This is a genomic window from Streptomyces tendae (assembly GCF_014650435.1).
Classification (GTDB): Bacteria; Actinomycetota; Actinomycetes; order Streptomycetales; family Streptomycetaceae; genus Streptomyces; species Streptomyces tendae.
In genome coordinates this window covers 311,357-324,793 of the sequence record NZ_BMUY01000010.1, presented here as the reverse complement: position 1 = coordinate 324,793, position 13,437 = coordinate 311,357, and the positions used below count along the sequence as shown (strand labels likewise).

13 protein-coding genes are annotated in these 13,437 nt (G+C 71.7%); 4 read left to right on the top strand and 9 right to left on the bottom strand.

Features of this window, described 5'->3' with window-relative positions:
* Positions 1-103: 103 nt before the first annotated feature.
* Positions 104-1,096, bottom strand: coding sequence for an NAD-dependent epimerase/dehydratase family protein (locus IE258_RS26635; RefSeq protein ID WP_189747474.1), 993 nt, complete (start codon positions 1,094-1,096; stop codon positions 104-106).
* Positions 1,097-1,226: 130 nt separating this feature from the next.
* On the opposite strand from IE258_RS26635, the gene IE258_RS26630 reads away from it, so the two are divergent.
* The 3 genes from IE258_RS26630 (at position 1,227) to IE258_RS26620 (ending at position 3,486) form a co-directional block, all read left to right on the top strand.
* Positions 1,227-2,057: a polysaccharide deacetylase family protein gene (locus tag IE258_RS26630; RefSeq protein ID WP_189747472.1), complete on the top strand. Its 831-nt coding sequence runs from the start codon at positions 1,227-1,229 to the stop codon at positions 2,055-2,057.
* A 21-nt stretch (positions 2,058-2,078) separates the two neighbouring features.
* Positions 2,079-2,519: an SRPBCC family protein gene (locus IE258_RS26625; protein WP_189747470.1), complete on the top strand. Its 441-nt coding sequence runs from the start codon at positions 2,079-2,081 to the stop codon at positions 2,517-2,519.
* An 85-nt stretch (positions 2,520-2,604) separates the two neighbouring features.
* Positions 2,605-3,486, top strand: a complete 882-nt coding sequence (locus IE258_RS26620; RefSeq protein ID WP_189747468.1) for an endonuclease/exonuclease/phosphatase family protein — start codon at positions 2,605-2,607, stop codon at positions 3,484-3,486.
* Between the two features lie 144 nt (positions 3,487-3,630).
* On the opposite strand, the gene IE258_RS26615 is transcribed toward IE258_RS26620, so the two are convergent.
* The 3 genes from IE258_RS26615 to IE258_RS26605 all read right to left on the bottom strand — a co-directional run bounded on the left by IE258_RS26615 (position 3,631) and on the right by IE258_RS26605 (position 5,718).
* Positions 3,631-4,350, bottom strand: coding sequence for an SGNH/GDSL hydrolase family protein (locus IE258_RS26615; protein ID WP_189747466.1), 720 nt, complete (start codon positions 4,348-4,350; stop codon positions 3,631-3,633).
* Entirely contained in the window at positions 4,347-4,811 is a 465-nt protein-coding gene (locus IE258_RS26610) for a cupin domain-containing protein (RefSeq protein ID WP_189747464.1), read from the bottom strand. The genes IE258_RS26615 and IE258_RS26610 overlap by 4 nt, the downstream gene beginning before the upstream one ends.
* Positions 4,812-4,893: 82 nt before the next feature.
* Positions 4,894-5,718, bottom strand: coding sequence for an AraC family transcriptional regulator (locus tag IE258_RS26605; RefSeq protein WP_189747462.1), 825 nt, complete (start codon positions 5,716-5,718; stop codon positions 4,894-4,896).
* A gap of 296 nt (positions 5,719-6,014) precedes the next feature.
* Here IE258_RS26605 and IE258_RS26600 point away from each other — a divergent pair, with 296 nt between their 5' ends.
* Positions 6,015-6,485, top strand: coding sequence for a hypothetical protein (locus IE258_RS26600; RefSeq protein WP_229892436.1), 471 nt, complete (start codon positions 6,015-6,017; stop codon positions 6,483-6,485).
* 74 nt (positions 6,486-6,559) lie between these two features.
* Here the strand turns inward: IE258_RS26600 and IE258_RS26595 are convergent, their stop codons facing one another.
* From IE258_RS26595 to IE258_RS26575, 5 genes are all read right to left on the bottom strand, one after another.
* Positions 6,560-7,729, bottom strand: a complete 1,170-nt coding sequence (locus IE258_RS26595; RefSeq protein WP_189747458.1) for an XdhC family protein — start codon at positions 7,727-7,729, stop codon at positions 6,560-6,562.
* A gap of 60 nt (positions 7,730-7,789) precedes the next feature.
* Positions 7,790-9,247 (bottom strand): NCS2 family permease, encoded by a 1,458-nt coding sequence (locus tag IE258_RS26590; protein WP_189747456.1) that lies wholly within the window; start codon positions 9,245-9,247, stop codon positions 7,790-7,792.
* Positions 9,248-9,488: 241 nt separating this feature from the next.
* Positions 9,489-11,873: a xanthine dehydrogenase family protein molybdopterin-binding subunit gene (locus IE258_RS26585; RefSeq protein ID WP_189747454.1), complete on the bottom strand. Its 2,385-nt coding sequence runs from the start codon at positions 11,871-11,873 to the stop codon at positions 9,489-9,491.
* Complete coding sequence (locus IE258_RS26580) at positions 11,870-12,463, bottom strand: (2Fe-2S)-binding protein (protein ID WP_189747452.1); 594 nt, start codon at positions 12,461-12,463, stop codon at positions 11,870-11,872. The genes IE258_RS26585 and IE258_RS26580 overlap by 4 nt, the downstream gene beginning before the upstream one ends.
* Positions 12,463-13,353 carry an FAD binding domain-containing protein gene (locus IE258_RS26575; RefSeq protein WP_189747450.1) on the bottom strand — a complete coding sequence of 297 codons (891 nt, stop codon included), beginning with the start codon at positions 13,351-13,353 and terminating at the stop codon, positions 12,463-12,465. Before IE258_RS26575 ends, IE258_RS26580 begins: the two co-directional genes overlap by 1 nt.
* Positions 13,354-13,437: the final 84 nt, after the last annotated feature.

The following is a 13,437-nucleotide window of genomic DNA, read 5'->3' as shown; positions in this document are numbered from 1 at the left end:
GGCGACGCGGGTGCCGCGGGGCGGTTGCCTCAAACACTTGGAGACAGGTCACTTCCGGAGAAGAGCGGATGTATCACCGTATGTGACCATGCCGGGCCAGTGCTCAGGCGGCGACGGCGTGCGCGAACCAGCCGATGGTCCGCTCCAGCCCCTCGTTCCAGCTCACACTCGGCCGCCAGCCCAGCCGTTCCCGGGCCAGGGTGGTGTCCGGCTTGCGTCGGCAGGGGTCGTCGACGGGGCGTTCGACGAAGCGGATACGGGAGCCGGAGCCGGTGAGGTCGACGATCCGGCGGGCCAGTTCCAGCACGGTGATCTCGTCGTCGCCGCCGATGTTCATCGGCCCGGTCTCCCCGGACGCGGCGAGGGCCAGGACGCCCGCCACGGTGTCGTCGACGTAGCACAGGGAGCGGGTCTGGCCGCCGTCGCCGGCGACGGTGAGCGGCATGCCGTCCAGCGCCTGCGCGATGAAGGTGGGCACGGCGCGGCCGTCGCCGGTGCGCATGCGGGGGCCGTACGTGTTGAAGATCCGGACGATGGCGGTGTCGGTGCCGTGCACCTGGCGGTGGGCGGTGACCAGGGCCTCTGCGAAGCGCTTGGACTCGTCGTAGACGCTGCGCGGGCCGATCGGGTTGACGTTGCCCCAGTACGTCTCGCGCTGCGGGTGCTCCAGCGGGTCGCCGTAGACCTCGGAGGTGGAGGCGAGCAGGAAGCGGGCGCCGTCGGCGTGGGCCCGCTCCAGGGCGTTGCGGGTGCCGGTGCTCCCGACGTCGAGGGTCTCGAGGGGAAGCCGGAGGTAGTCGGCGGGTGAGGCGGGGCAGGCGAAGTGCAGGACCAGGTCGAACCGGCCGGGCAGGCCGCGCAGGGCCGCGGGGTCGGTGGCGTCGCCCCGGACGAACCGGAATCCGCGCCGTCGTTCCAGGTCGGCCACGTTGGTCCGGGAGCCGGTGGCCAGGTTGTCGAGGCAGACGACGTCGGTACCGGCGTCCAGCAAGCGACCGCACAGGTGGGACCCGACGAATCCGGCTCCGCCGGTCACCAGGGCCCGCCGCCAGGCGCGTCCGCTTCGGGGGCCGGTGACCCCGGGGCTCTCGCTCACGGGCTTCTCCTCACTCTCACCGTCACGTGTCGTGTCGGTGTGAGTAGCCCGGCCGCCACCCACCTACCTCGAACTGGCGTTCCAGGGGGCACTATAAACCGCGTATATACTCGCAGCGTATAGTCCTCGCATGCCTTCGCTGACCAGGAAGATGACGAAAACGGGGACCAGGTTGCGTGTGCTCGCGACCTTCGCGGCCGCGGCCTCGCTGACCCTCGCGCTGAGCGGCTGCACGAAGCTGGAGACGCACTCCCCCAGCTCCGTCCGCAACGCCGCCGACACTTCGGCGACCGAGGCCGGCACGGGGGCGGGCGCGAACGGCGCCCAGGCCAGGGCGGGCGGACTCGGCACCGTGGACTGCGCGCACACCAAGTGCATCGCACTGACCTTCGACGCCGGACCGAGCGAGAACTCCGCCCGGCTGCTCGACATACTCAAGGAGAAGCAGGTCCCGGCGACCTTCTTCCTGCTCGGCAAGGGACACATCGACACCTATCCCGAGCTTGTCAGGCGCATGTCCGACGAGGGCCACGAGGTGGCCAGCCACACCTGGACCCACAAGATCCTCACGGACGCCGATCCGGACGGAATACGGGACGAGCTGGAGCGCCCGAACAAGGAGATAGAGCGCCTCACGGGCAAGCGCCCCACGCTGATGCGCCCGCCGCAGGGTCGCACGGACGACACGGTGCACGACATCTGCCGTGAGCTGGGGCTGGCCGAGGTGCTGTGGAGCGTGACCGCCAAGGACTACAAGACGAACGACTCCGACCTGATCACCGAGCGGGTCCTGGACCAGTCGTCCCGGGACGGCATCATCCTGCTGCACGACATCTACGACGGCACCGTGCCCGCCGTGCCCGGGATCATCGACGCGCTCAAGAAGCGGGGCTACGTCTTCGTGACGGTGCCCCAGCTGATGGCGCCGGGGAAGGCCGAGCCGGGCAAGGTCTACCGCTGACGGACGTGCCACGATCGTCCGGTGGCCGTCTTCTCGCTCGAACGCACCGTTCCGCTCACCCCGGACGAGGCATGGCACCGCCTCACCCGGTGGGAGCGGCACGGCGACACCGTGCCGCTGACCCGGGTCACCGCCGCTCCGCCCGGCCCCACCCGCCGGGGCACGGTGGTCGTGGCCCGCACCGGGGCAGGACCGCTCGCCTTCGCCGACCCGATGGAGGTGACGGTCTGGCAGCCCCCGTGCCGGGACGCGCCCGGCCGGTGCCGGCTGGACAAGCGCGGCCGGGTGGTCCGGGGCTGGGCGGAGATCGAGGTCGGGACGGGACCCGGGGGACGGGCGCGTGTCGTGTGGCGCGAGGAACTGGACGTCAGATTCCTGCCGCCCCTCTTCGACGGCCCCCTCCGCCGCGCGGGGAGCCACGTCTTCGGCCGCACGGTCGACCACCTGCTCCGGCAGCCGTGAACCGGGGGTTGCGGGCAGGGGACGGCTCGCGGACGAGATCGCGCGGCGCGCCGCGCGGACACCGTTTCCCGCGTACCGTGCCGACATGTCTCCCAGAGCGCACACCTTCGCCCAACTGTCCCTCGCGGGTGCCTTGTTGACCCTGGCCGTGACGGCACCGCCCGCCTCCGCCGCCGACCGGGGTCATCCGGTCCCGCTGCGCATCGCCACCTACAACATCCACGCCGGGGCGGGCTCGGACGGCGTCTTCGACCTCGACCGGCAGGCCGCCGCGCTGCGCGCCCTCGACGCGGACGTGATCGGCCTCCAGGAGGTCGACGTGCACTGGGGAGCCCGCAGCCAGGGGCTCGACGTCGCCGGGGAGCTGGCCCGGCGGCTCGGCATGCGAGTGTCCTTCGCACCGATCTACAGCCTCGACCCCGTGACGGCGGGTGAGCCCCGGCGCGAGTACGGCGTGGCGGTGCTGTCCCGCTTCCCGGTCCGTTCCGCGACGAACCACGAGATCACGCGCCTGTCCACGCAGGACGAGAACCCGGTGCCGGCCCCCGCGCCCGGATTCGGCGAGGTGACGCTCAAGGTGCGCGGGGTGCCGGTGCAGGTCTTCGTGACCCACCTCGACTACCGGGCCGACCCGGCGGTGCGCGAGGCCCAGGTCGCCGACACCCGGCGGATCATGGCCCGGGAGCGGGCGGAGCTGCCGGGCGCCCGCCAGTTCCTGCTGGGCGACTTCAACGCCGAGCCCTCGGCACCCGAGCTGACGCCGCTGTGGAAGGAACTGCGCGACGCGGGAGCCGGAACCCCGGACACGTACCCGGCCGAGGCCCCGGTGAAGCGGATCGACTACGTGACCGTGGGCGAGGGCGTACGGGTGCGCACCGTCGCGGTTCCGGAGCAGCCCACGGCCTCCGATCACCGCCCGGTCGTCGCGGACGTGTCGCTGGCGAGAAGGGGCCCGGGCCGGGGGTGAGGGCGGCCCCTCGGAGCCCCGGCAGGGGCTCGACCGCCGGTGCCGGCCCGCCCGCCACCGGCACCGGCACCGGCACCGGCATCCGGATCGCCCGCCCTCTCCACCCGGTGTCCGGCCTCCACCTGACTGCGCATGGGGAACCGGCTACGCGTTCCGGGTCAGGAGACCGGCGTCGATGACCTCGGCGATCAGGGCGGCGCCGCGGCTGTTCTGATGGATGTGGTCAGTCGTGAGCACGAGGTTCCGGCGCCGCGAGATCGTGTCGAGGCCGCGGCGAAGCACGGCGTGCTGGACAAAGACGCCGAGGCCCACTGCGGGGGTCACCTCCCGGTAGGGAATCGGAGGCGGGTCCGCTTGGCGAAGTTCCTCGATCTGGCGTTCGTGGAGCGGAAGGTAAGTCACCTCGTTGGCTGTGGCGACTTCGGCGATCATCCGACTGTACCGCTGCGACGCCTGCGCCGCTGGTCCGTCGAGTCGTTGGCCGAGAACCGGGAGCGACAGCAGACCGATCGTCGCGTCGGTCTCCGCTCGCAGTCGTTCCACGACGGCTCCCAGGCACTGCTGGAACCAGCCGGCTGACGGGCGTTCGGGCAGCTGTTTGCGTTTCATGGCCTTGTCGACGCGGTAGCCGGCAAGGCTTGCTCGGGCGTCGTTGGTCCCGATCAATATCGTGATGGCGTCGGGCGGGTTCGCGATGACGGCGTCGAGGCTTCGCAAGAGGTTGTAGGCGAAGTCACCGTTGGCGCCGAAGCGGGCAAGCCGCAGATCGCCGGGAGGGTGGCGTCGTTCGAGGACGTCCAGGTAGTCGGCGCTGATCAGCGCGCGGGTGAGGCTGTCGCCGAGGCAGGCGATGCGCGTCGTCATGACGTTTTGGGTCCCGGCACGCCGACGCGTTCGGCCGGGTGGGTGTCGGTGCGAGGACGGTGATCGGTGCCGAGGCCGGCGGTGATGGTCAGGATGGACGTCGGTCCGGTCGTGTCGACCGCGTGCCACACCCCGGCCGGGTTGACGGTGGCCTCGCCGGGCCCGAGCAGAACGCGGTCGGGCACTCCGTCCAGGTCGCGGACGACGGTTACCGACCCGCTGAGGCAGACGACCAGTTCGTCCCCGGCGGGGTGCCTTTCCCAATGGTCCCCGGGGCCGTCGCCGTCGAGGATCGTCACCATCCGGCCCTCGGCGCCGTCTGCCGCAACCGCGGCGCTGTATGCCTGGAGTGCCTCCGGGTTCCAGGCGAAGCCCTCGACGGGTCTCGCTGTCGAGCCCAGTCCGAGGTGCACGGGGGTGGTCCGCAGGTCGACGGTGTTGTGTTCGTTGACGAGTCTCATGCCGACGATCTTCACGCCGCAGCGGTCGGGTGGTCTTGAAGGAATGGGAACACAAGCCGACGCGACGGGCGGCCGTCGGCGACTACCCGCCCCCGAGAAGGACCTCGCCGTGGCGCCAGGCCGTCGGCGTTCGGCCCGTGAACTCGTGCCAGTCCCGCACGAGGTGGGCCTGGTCGGCGTAGCCGGAGAGGGTCGCCACGTCGGGCCACGGGAGCCGGTCCCGCGCCGTCGCCAGGCCGTGCGCGTGCTCGAAGCGGAGAACGCGGGCGAAGGTTTTCGGCGACAGGCCCATCTCGCCACGGAACCGTTCGGCCAGATGCCGGCGGCTCCAGCCCAGTTCCGCGGCGACTGCACCGACCTGGACGCAGCCACGCGCGGCGACGAGGAGGCGCCATGCCTCGGCCACCTCGGGGCGCATCCGGCGCACATGGTCGCTGCCCGCGCCACGACCAACAACTCGCAGGAGCAACTCGTCCAGTACGGTGAACCGCGCCGCCCAAGTCGATGCCGCTCGGAGGCGGTCGGCCAGTTCGACGCCAAGCGCACCGAGAAGCTCGTCCAGTGGGACCAGTCGGTGGGCGAGCACGGCGGCGGGCATGCCGTAGAGGGCCCGCGCCCCGAGCGGTGTCAGCGCCACCTTCACACCTTGCTGACGTCCGTCGTGGTGGATCGCGACGGACCGGCCCATCAGACCGCCGGCCACACTGCCGAATCGGGTGACCGGTGATCCGTCGCCGACGCCCGCCGCCACCTCCAGAGGGTCTGACAGGCTGATCACCGCGGTGAGCATGCCACTCGGCGGCCCGCAGTGCACCCCCGCCGCGAATCCGCGGAGGTCGAAACCGACATACGAGTGGACGTACCGCCGCAAAGCGGGCGCCGGACGTGCACCGATCCCGGTCACCATGCGACCTTCCTCCCCACTCCGAGTACGAGCGCGACTTCCCTGCCCCTTTCCAGCGCGTTCGAGTTGGCACCCATGCAACACCAGGCAGCCTGACACCAACTCCCCTGCCGGCGCTTGCGATTCCAGCGAGGCGGCCGTCGCGGCCCAGGCTTCCACGGCCCCACCACCTGTTTACTTGGCGCATGGCCGACAAGATGAGTCACAGCGATGCCCACCGGAGCACGGCTCCCACTCCCGGCGCCGAGATGGTCGAGGCGTACGGAGGCGGGACGGGATTTCGGTTCAAGATCCGGAACGTGAGGATCGATGGCGGCGACAACGTCGTGCACGTCCGCGCAGGGGGTTCGCACGAGGTCAGTTTCGACCTGCTGCACGACTGCTCGGAATGCGGCAACGCCGTCAACCAGGTGATCGTCGGCCTGGCGGGCCAGGACCGGGCCCAGGCATCGGTGTGGAACGGCAAGCAGCGCAGCGGGGGCGGCGTGAAGGTGGTCAATCCCGGCTCGCACGTCGAGGCGCTGGCGGAGGACAACCCGGGTCCGGCGGAGTGGGTGAACGTGTCGTGCGACGTCGTCGTCCCCGACGAACCCGGCGTCTACTCGGTTCGGGCACGCTACGCCCAGACGTATCAAGGACGCCTGATGACCGCGGAAGGACGCGCGGTACCGCAGCCGGAGTACCAGGAAGCGCTGGGCTGGTGGAAGGTCGACCGTCCGGACGGACCCGGCCCCGAATCGGCCATAGGCACCATCGTCGTCGAGGCGTGAAGCTCGCTGGTCAGCCGGGCAGGGCGTAGGTACCGCGGACGGAGAGCACACCACGGGTCCCGGCACCCGGGCCGCTAAGCCACCGAGCCGATGCGTCCCGTCGGCCCGGTCGGCCCCTTCGGTGCCGTCGGGCCGTCGTGGTGGATGGGGGTGTGGGCGCCGGTCAGGGAGGTGCCCGTGCCGGCGTGGCGGGTGGCGACGATCTCGGCGGCGATGGACAGGGCCGTCTCCTCGGGGGTGCGGGCGCCGAGGTCGAGGCCGATCGGCGACCTGAGGCGGGCCAGCTCCAGGTCGCTCACCCCGGCCTCGCGCAGCCGGGCCTCCCGGTCCAGGTGGGTGCGGCGGGAGCCCATCGCGCCGACGTACGCCACCGGCAGGCGCAGCGCCAGCCGGAGCAGCGGGATGTCGAACCTGGCCTCGTGGGTCAGGACGCACAGCACCGTGCGGGCGTCCACGCCGGTGCGCGCCAGGTACTCGTGGGGCCACTCGGTGACGATCTCGTCCGCGTCCGGGAACCGGGCCCGGGTGGCGAAGACGGGGCGGGCGTCGCACACCGTCACGTGGTAGCCGAGGAACTTGCCGACCCGCGCCAGTGCCGACGCGAAGTCGATCGCACCGAAGACGATCATGCGGGCAGGCGGGATGGAGGACTCGATCAGCAGGGTCAGCGGTGCGCCGCAGCGCGAGCCCCGCTCACCGATCTCCAGCGTGCCGGTGCGCCCCGCGTCCAGGAAGGCACGCGTCTCGGCGGCCACCGTGCGGTCCAGCTCCGGGTGGCCGCCGAAGCCGCCGGTGCGGGAGCCGTCCGCCCGCACCACCAGCGCCCGGCCCAGCAGCTCGGCCGGACCGCTCACGACGCGTGCCACGGCCGCCGTCTCCCCCTGCGCGGCGGCCGCGAGCACCGTCGCCAGGGCCGGGCGGACCGGGTCGGCCGCCCGTACCGGGGTGACCAGGACGTCGATGACCCCGCCGCAGGTCAGACCCACGGCGAAGGCGTCCTCGTCGCTGTACCCGAAGCTCTCCAGGACGGTTTCGCCGTCCTGGAGAGCCTGCCGGCACAGTTCGTACAAGGCTCCCTCCACGCACCCGCCGGACACCGAGCCGACCACCGTGCCGCCGGCGTCCACCGCGAGGGCGGCACCGGTCGGCCGGGGCGCGCTGCCGCCCACGGCCACCACGGTGGCCACGGCGAAATCACGCCCCTGCCCGACCCACCGATGCAGCTCCTCGGCGATGTCCAGCATCTTCCGGTCTCCTAAGACTTGTCCGGCCGATCGGTACGTGAAGGGTTCCCGTCGTGGCGGCTAGTGCACGCCCAACCAGCTCTCGATCGGGTTGAGGGCGAAGTAGACGAAGAAGATCACCGTCAGGGCCCACATGAACGCGCCGATCTCCCGCGCCTTGCCCTGCGCCACCTTGATGGCGACGTAGGAGATGACTCCGGCGGCGACACCGGCCGTGATGGAGTACGTGAAGGGCATCAGGACGACGGTCAGGAAGACCGGGATCGCGGTGGCCCGGTCGGCCCAGTCCACGTGCCGGGCGTTCATCATCATCATCGCGCCGATCACCACCAGGGCCGCCGAGGCGACCTCCTGCGGGACGATCGCGGTGATCGGCGTGAAGAAGAGGCACGCGGCGAAGAACAGGCCGGTGACGACCGAGGCGAGCCCGGTGCGGGCCCCCTCGCCGACGCCGGTCGCGGACTCGACGAAGACGGTCTGGCCGGAGCCGCCCGCCACGCCGCCGATGGCACCGCCCGCACCGTCGATGAACAGCGCCTTGGACAGGCCCGGCATGCGGCCCTTGTCGTCGGCGAGCTTGGCCTCGGTGCCGACGCCGATGATGGTGGCCATCGCGTCGAAGAACCCGGCGAGCACCAGCGTGAAGACGATCATGCCGACCGTCATCGCGCCGACCTCGCCCCAGCCGCCGAACTCCAGGTCTCCGAAGAGCGAGAAGTCCGGCATGGAGACCGCGCTGCCGTGCAGTTCGGGTGCGCCGTTGGCCCACTGCTTGGGGTCGATCACCCCGGTGGCGTTCAGGATCGCCGCGACGATCGTGCCGGTGACGATGCCGATCAGGATGGCGCCGGGCATGTTTCTGGCCTGGAGCATGAAGATCAGCAGCAGGGTGCCCGCGAAGAGCAGGACCGGCCATCCGGCCAGTTCCCCGGCCGGACCGAGGGTGAGCGGGGTCGCCTCGCCCGCGTGCACGAAGCCGCCCTTGACCAGGCCGATGATGGCGATGAACAGGCCGATGCCCATGGTGATGCCGTGCTTGAGGGCGAGCGGGATCGCGTTCATGATCATCTCGCGGAGCCCGGTGACCACGAGCAGCATGATCACCACGCCGTACATCACACACATGCCCATGGCCTGCGGCCAGGTCATCTGCGGGACGACCTGTCCGGCGATCACCCCGGACACCGAGAGCCCGGCGGCCAGGGCGAGCGGCACCTTGCCGACGAAGCCCATCAGGAGCGTGGTGAGCGCCGCGGCGAAGGCCGTCGCGGTGATCAGGGCCTTCTGGCCCAGGGTGTCCCCCGCCGCGTCCTTGCCGGACAGGATCACGGGGTTGAGGAGGACGATGTAGGCCATCGCCATGAAGGTGGTGATGCCGCCGCGCACCTCACGCGCGACCGTGGATCCCCGGTGGGATATGTGAAAGTACCGGTCGAGCCAAGACCGTCCGCCGGGGATGCGGGAGCCCGCGCCCGCGTCTTCGGCGGTGATCTCGGGCTCCACTGACTGCTGGGTCATGGGGCCGTCTCCCAAGGTTCATAGGTGCACCCGTGCCTTCGGCGAAAGCGCGGGATTTGGGAGGTGTCAGCTCGGGGGACGGCCCGGTACTGCACCTTGGGGTGAACCGACGCCGGCATTCCGTGGCCGTGAGTGCGGCCGCTGCCCGGCGTCGGGGTGCCGTGGCGCCCACCCGTGCCGCTGGGGGTCCCCCCAGGCCCTGAAGGCCCTGGGGGAGGCACGATTGCCCGCCACTGCGGTGTCACGCCGTGCCGGTGAGGTGTTCCGGGCGTACCGGCGTGCGGTCGAGCGCCAACCCGGTCGCGTCCCGGATGGCCGCGAGGACCGCCGGGGTGGACGACAGGGTGGGTGCCTCGCCGACTCCGCGCAGCCCGTAGGGCGCGTGGTCGTCGGCGAGTTCGAGCACGTCGACCGGTAGGGCCGGCGTGTCGAGGATCGTGGGGAGCAGGTAGTCCGTGAAGGACGGGTTCCTGACCTTGGCGGTCACGGGGTCGACGACGATCTCCTCCATCACCGCGATGCCCAGGCCCTGGACGGTGCCGCCCTGGATCTGGCCGATCACGGACAGCGGGTTCAGCGCCTTGCCGACGTCCTGGGCGCAGGCCAGTTCGATCACCTTGACCAGGCCCAGTTCGGTGTCGACCTCGACGACGGCGCGGTGCGCGGCGAAGGAGTACTGGACGTGGCCGTCGCCCTGTCCGGTGCGCGGGTCGAAGGGCTCGGTCGGCCGGTGCCGCCACTCCTCCTCGACCTCGACCACCTCGTCCTCCAGGACGTCCACGAGGTCGGCGAGGACCTCGCCGCCGTCGGTGACGACCTTGCCGCCCTCCAGGAGCAGTTCGGCGGTGGCCCAGGCGGGGTGGTGGGAGCCGAGCTTGCGGCGGCCGGTCTCCAGGACCCGCTCGCGCACCAGCTCGCAGGCGTTCTTGATGGCGCCGCCGGTGACGTAGGTCTGCCGGGAGGCCGAGGTGGAGCCTGCCGAGCCCACCCGGGTGTCGGCGGGCCGGATGGTGACCTCGGCGACGCCCAGTTCGGTGCGGGCGATCTGTGCGTGGACGGTGACGCCGCCCTGGCCGACCTCCGCCATCGCGGTGTGCACGGTGACGACGGGCCGGCCGCCCACGGCCTCCAGGCGGACCCGGGCGGTGGAGTAGTCGTCGAAGCCCTCGGAGAAGCCGACGTTCTTGATGCCGACCGCGTAGCCGACGCCGCGTACGACACCCTCGCCGTGCGTGGTGTTGGACAGGCCGCCGGGCAGCTGCCGTACGTCGGCGCCCTCGCTGGACTCCCACTGGCGCTCCGGCGGCATCGGCATCGCCTTGACGCGGCGCAGGAGTTCGGCGACCGGTGCCGGGGAGTCGACGGGCTGTCCCGTGGGCATGAGCGTGCCCTGCTCCATGGCGTTGATCCGGCGGAACTCCACCGGGTCCAGGCCGAGTTCGGCCGCCACCTTGTCCATCTGCGCCTCGTAGGCGAAGCACGCCTGGACCGCGCCGAAGCCGCGCATGGCGCCGCAGGGCGGGTTGTTGGAGTAGAGGGCGAGGGCCTCGATGTCCACGTCCTCGCACACGTAAGGCCCGACGGACAGCGAGGCGGCGTTGCCGACGACCGCCGGGGAGGCGGAGGCGTAGGCGCCGCCGTCCAGGACGATGCGGCACCTCACGTGGGTGAGCCGGCCGTCCCGGGTGGCGCCGTGCTCGTAGTGGAGCCTGGCCGGGTGGCGGTGGACGTGGCCGAAGAAGGACTCGAAGCGGTTGTAGACGATCTTGACGGGTTTGCCGGTGCGCAGCGCCAGCAGGCAGGCGTGGATCTGCATCGACAGGTCCTCGCGTCCGCCGAAGGCGCCGCCGACGCCGGACAGCGTCATCCGCACCTTGTCCTCGGGCAGGCCGAGCACGGGGGCGATCTGGCGCAGGTCGGAGTGGAGCCACTGGGTGGCGATGTAGAGGTCGACGCCGCCGTCCTCGCCGGGCACCGCGAGGCCCGACTCGGGGCCGAGGAACGCCTGGTCCTGCATGCCGAAGTAGTAGTCGCCCTCGACGATCACGTCGGCTCGCCCGGCCGCCGCGTCGGCGTCGCCGCGCACGATCGGCTGGCGGTGCACGATGTTGGGGTGCGGGACGTGGCCCGAGTGGTGGTCGCTTCGGTTCTCGTGGACGAGGACCGCGTCGGGGGCGGTCGCGGTGGCCTCGTCGGTCACGAGGGGCAGTTCCCGGTACTCCACCTTGATCCTGGCGGCGGCGCGGCGCGCGGTCTCCGGGTGGTCGGCGGCGACGATCGCGACCGGCTCCCCGTGGTGGCGGACCCTGCCGTGGGCGAGGACCGGGGTGTCCCGGATCTCCAGCCCGTAGTGGCGCACGTCGGTGGGCAGGTCGTCGTACGTCATGACGGCGTACACGCCGGGGGTGGCGAGCGCCTCGCCGGTGTCGATGGAGACGATCTCGGCGTGCGCGACGGTGGAGCGCAGGATCTGGCCCCAGAGCATGTCCTCGTGCCACATGTCCGACGCGTACGCGAACTCGCCGGTGACCTTGAGGACGCCGTCCGGGCGGAGCGTGGACTCGCCGATGCCGCCCTTGGTCCGGGAACCCTGGGTGAGGCCGGTGGGTGCGCCGATGGCCGTCATGTCGTGGCCCCCTCCGAGCGGCGGGCCGCGGCCAGGCGGACCGCGTCCATGATCTTCTCGTAGCCGGTGCAGCGGCACAGGTTGCCCGACAGCGCCTCGCGGATGTCCTCGTCGGTCGGGTCCGGGTTGTGCTCCAGCATCTCGTCGGCGGCGACCAGCAGTCCGGGGGTGCAGAAGCCGCACTGGACGGCGCCGGCGTCGATGAACGCCTGTTGCACGGGGGCGAGTTCGATGTTCTCGCCGGTCTGCGAGTCGGTCCCGCCGGCCTGCCACCGCCGGGCCGCGTCCAGCGACGCGTCCGCCCCGCCGCGGACACCGGAGGCGGTGTCGCCGGCGCGTCGCCGGGCGAACTCCGCCAGGCCCTCGACCGTGACGACCTCGCGGCCCTCGGCCTGGCCGGCGGCGACCAGGCAGGAGCACACCGGCACGCCGTCCAGGCGGACCGTGCAGGAGCCACACTCGCCCTGCTCGCAGGCGTTCTTGGAGCCGGGCAGGCCCATCCGCTCGCGCAGCACGTACAGCAGGGACTCGCCCTCCCATACGTCGTCGGCCTGTTGCGGACGTCCGTTGACGGTGAGGTTGACGCGCATCACGCGGCTCCTTCCGTGGTGCGGCGGGCGCCGCGGTACGACTCCCAGGTCCAGGTGAGGGTCCGGCGGGCCATGACGCCGACCGCGTGGCGGCGGTAGTCCGCGGTGCCCCGGACGTCGTCGATCGGGTTGCAGGCGGCGGAGCACAGGTCGGCGAACCGTTTGACGGCCGACGGGGTGACGATCTTCCCGTTCTCCCAGAAGCCGCCGTCCTCCAGCGCCGCGTTCAGGAACTCCTCGGCGGCCGTGGCCCGGATCGGGGTGGGCGCGGCCGAGCCGATGCCGGTGCGGACCGTACGGCTCCCGGGGTGCAGGGCGAGGCCGAAGGCGCACACGGCGATGACCATGGCGTTGCGGGTGCCGACCTTGGAGAACTGCTGCGGTCCTTCGGCCTTCCTGATGTGCACGGCGCGGATCAGCTCGTCGGGCTCCAGCGAGTTGCGCTTCACGCCGGTGTAGAACGCGTCGATCGGGATGCGGCGCGTGCCGCGCACCGACTCGGCCTCGACCTCCGCCCCGGCGGCGAGCAGCGCCGGGTGGGCGTCGCCGGCCGGGGACGCGGTGCCGAGGTTCCCGCCGACGCCGCCGCGGTTGCGGATCTGCGGGGAGGCGACCGTGTGCGAGGCGAGGGCGAGGCCCGGCAGCTCGGTGCGCAGGTTCTCCATGATCCGGGTGTAGGGCACGGAGGCACCGAGCCGTACGGAGTCCTCGCCGACCTCCCACTCGGTCAGGTCGCCGATGCGGCCCAGGTCCATGAGGACGTCGGGCCTGCGGTGGTCGAAGTTGATCTCGACCATCACGTCCGTACCGCCCGCGATCGGCACGGCGGTGGGGTGCTCGGCCTTGGCGGCGAGCGCCTCCTCCCAGCTGGCGGGGCGAAGGAAGTCCATGCCCGGCTCTCTTCCTCGTCTGCGTGCGGTGGCGTGGAGATCGAGCCAATCCGGTGGGCCGCGGCCCGGCTCGTTCATGTGCTG

Bases quoted from the DNA above. Each gene is read 5' to 3' on its own strand.
- IE258_RS26630 (WP_189747472.1), top strand. From the start codon at position 1,227: ATGCCTTCGCTGACCAGGAAGATGACGAAAACGGGGACCAGGTTGCGT.
- IE258_RS26620 (WP_189747468.1), top strand. From the start codon at position 2,605: ATGTCTCCCAGAGCGCACACCTTCGCCCAACTGTCCCTCGCGGGTGCC.
- IE258_RS26615 (WP_189747466.1), bottom strand. From the start codon at position 4,350: ATGACGACGCGCATCGCCTGCCTCGGCGACAGCCTCACCCGCGCGCTG.
- IE258_RS26610 (WP_189747464.1), bottom strand. From the start codon at position 4,811: ATGAGACTCGTCAACGAACACAACACCGTCGACCTGCGGACCACCCCC.
- IE258_RS26605 (WP_189747462.1), bottom strand. From the start codon at position 5,718: ATGGTGACCGGGATCGGTGCACGTCCGGCGCCCGCTTTGCGGCGGTAC.
- IE258_RS26595 (WP_189747458.1), bottom strand. From the start codon at position 7,729: ATGCTGGACATCGCCGAGGAGCTGCATCGGTGGGTCGGGCAGGGGCGT.
- IE258_RS26590 (WP_189747456.1), bottom strand. From the start codon at position 9,247: ATGACCCAGCAGTCAGTGGAGCCCGAGATCACCGCCGAAGACGCGGGC.
- IE258_RS26585 (WP_189747454.1), bottom strand. From the start codon at position 11,873: ATGACGGCCATCGGCGCACCCACCGGCCTCACCCAGGGTTCCCGGACC.
- IE258_RS26580 (WP_189747452.1), bottom strand. From the start codon at position 12,463: ATGCGCGTCAACCTCACCGTCAACGGACGTCCGCAACAGGCCGACGAC.
- IE258_RS26575 (WP_189747450.1), bottom strand. From the start codon at position 13,353: ATGGACTTCCTTCGCCCCGCCAGCTGGGAGGAGGCGCTCGCCGCCAAG.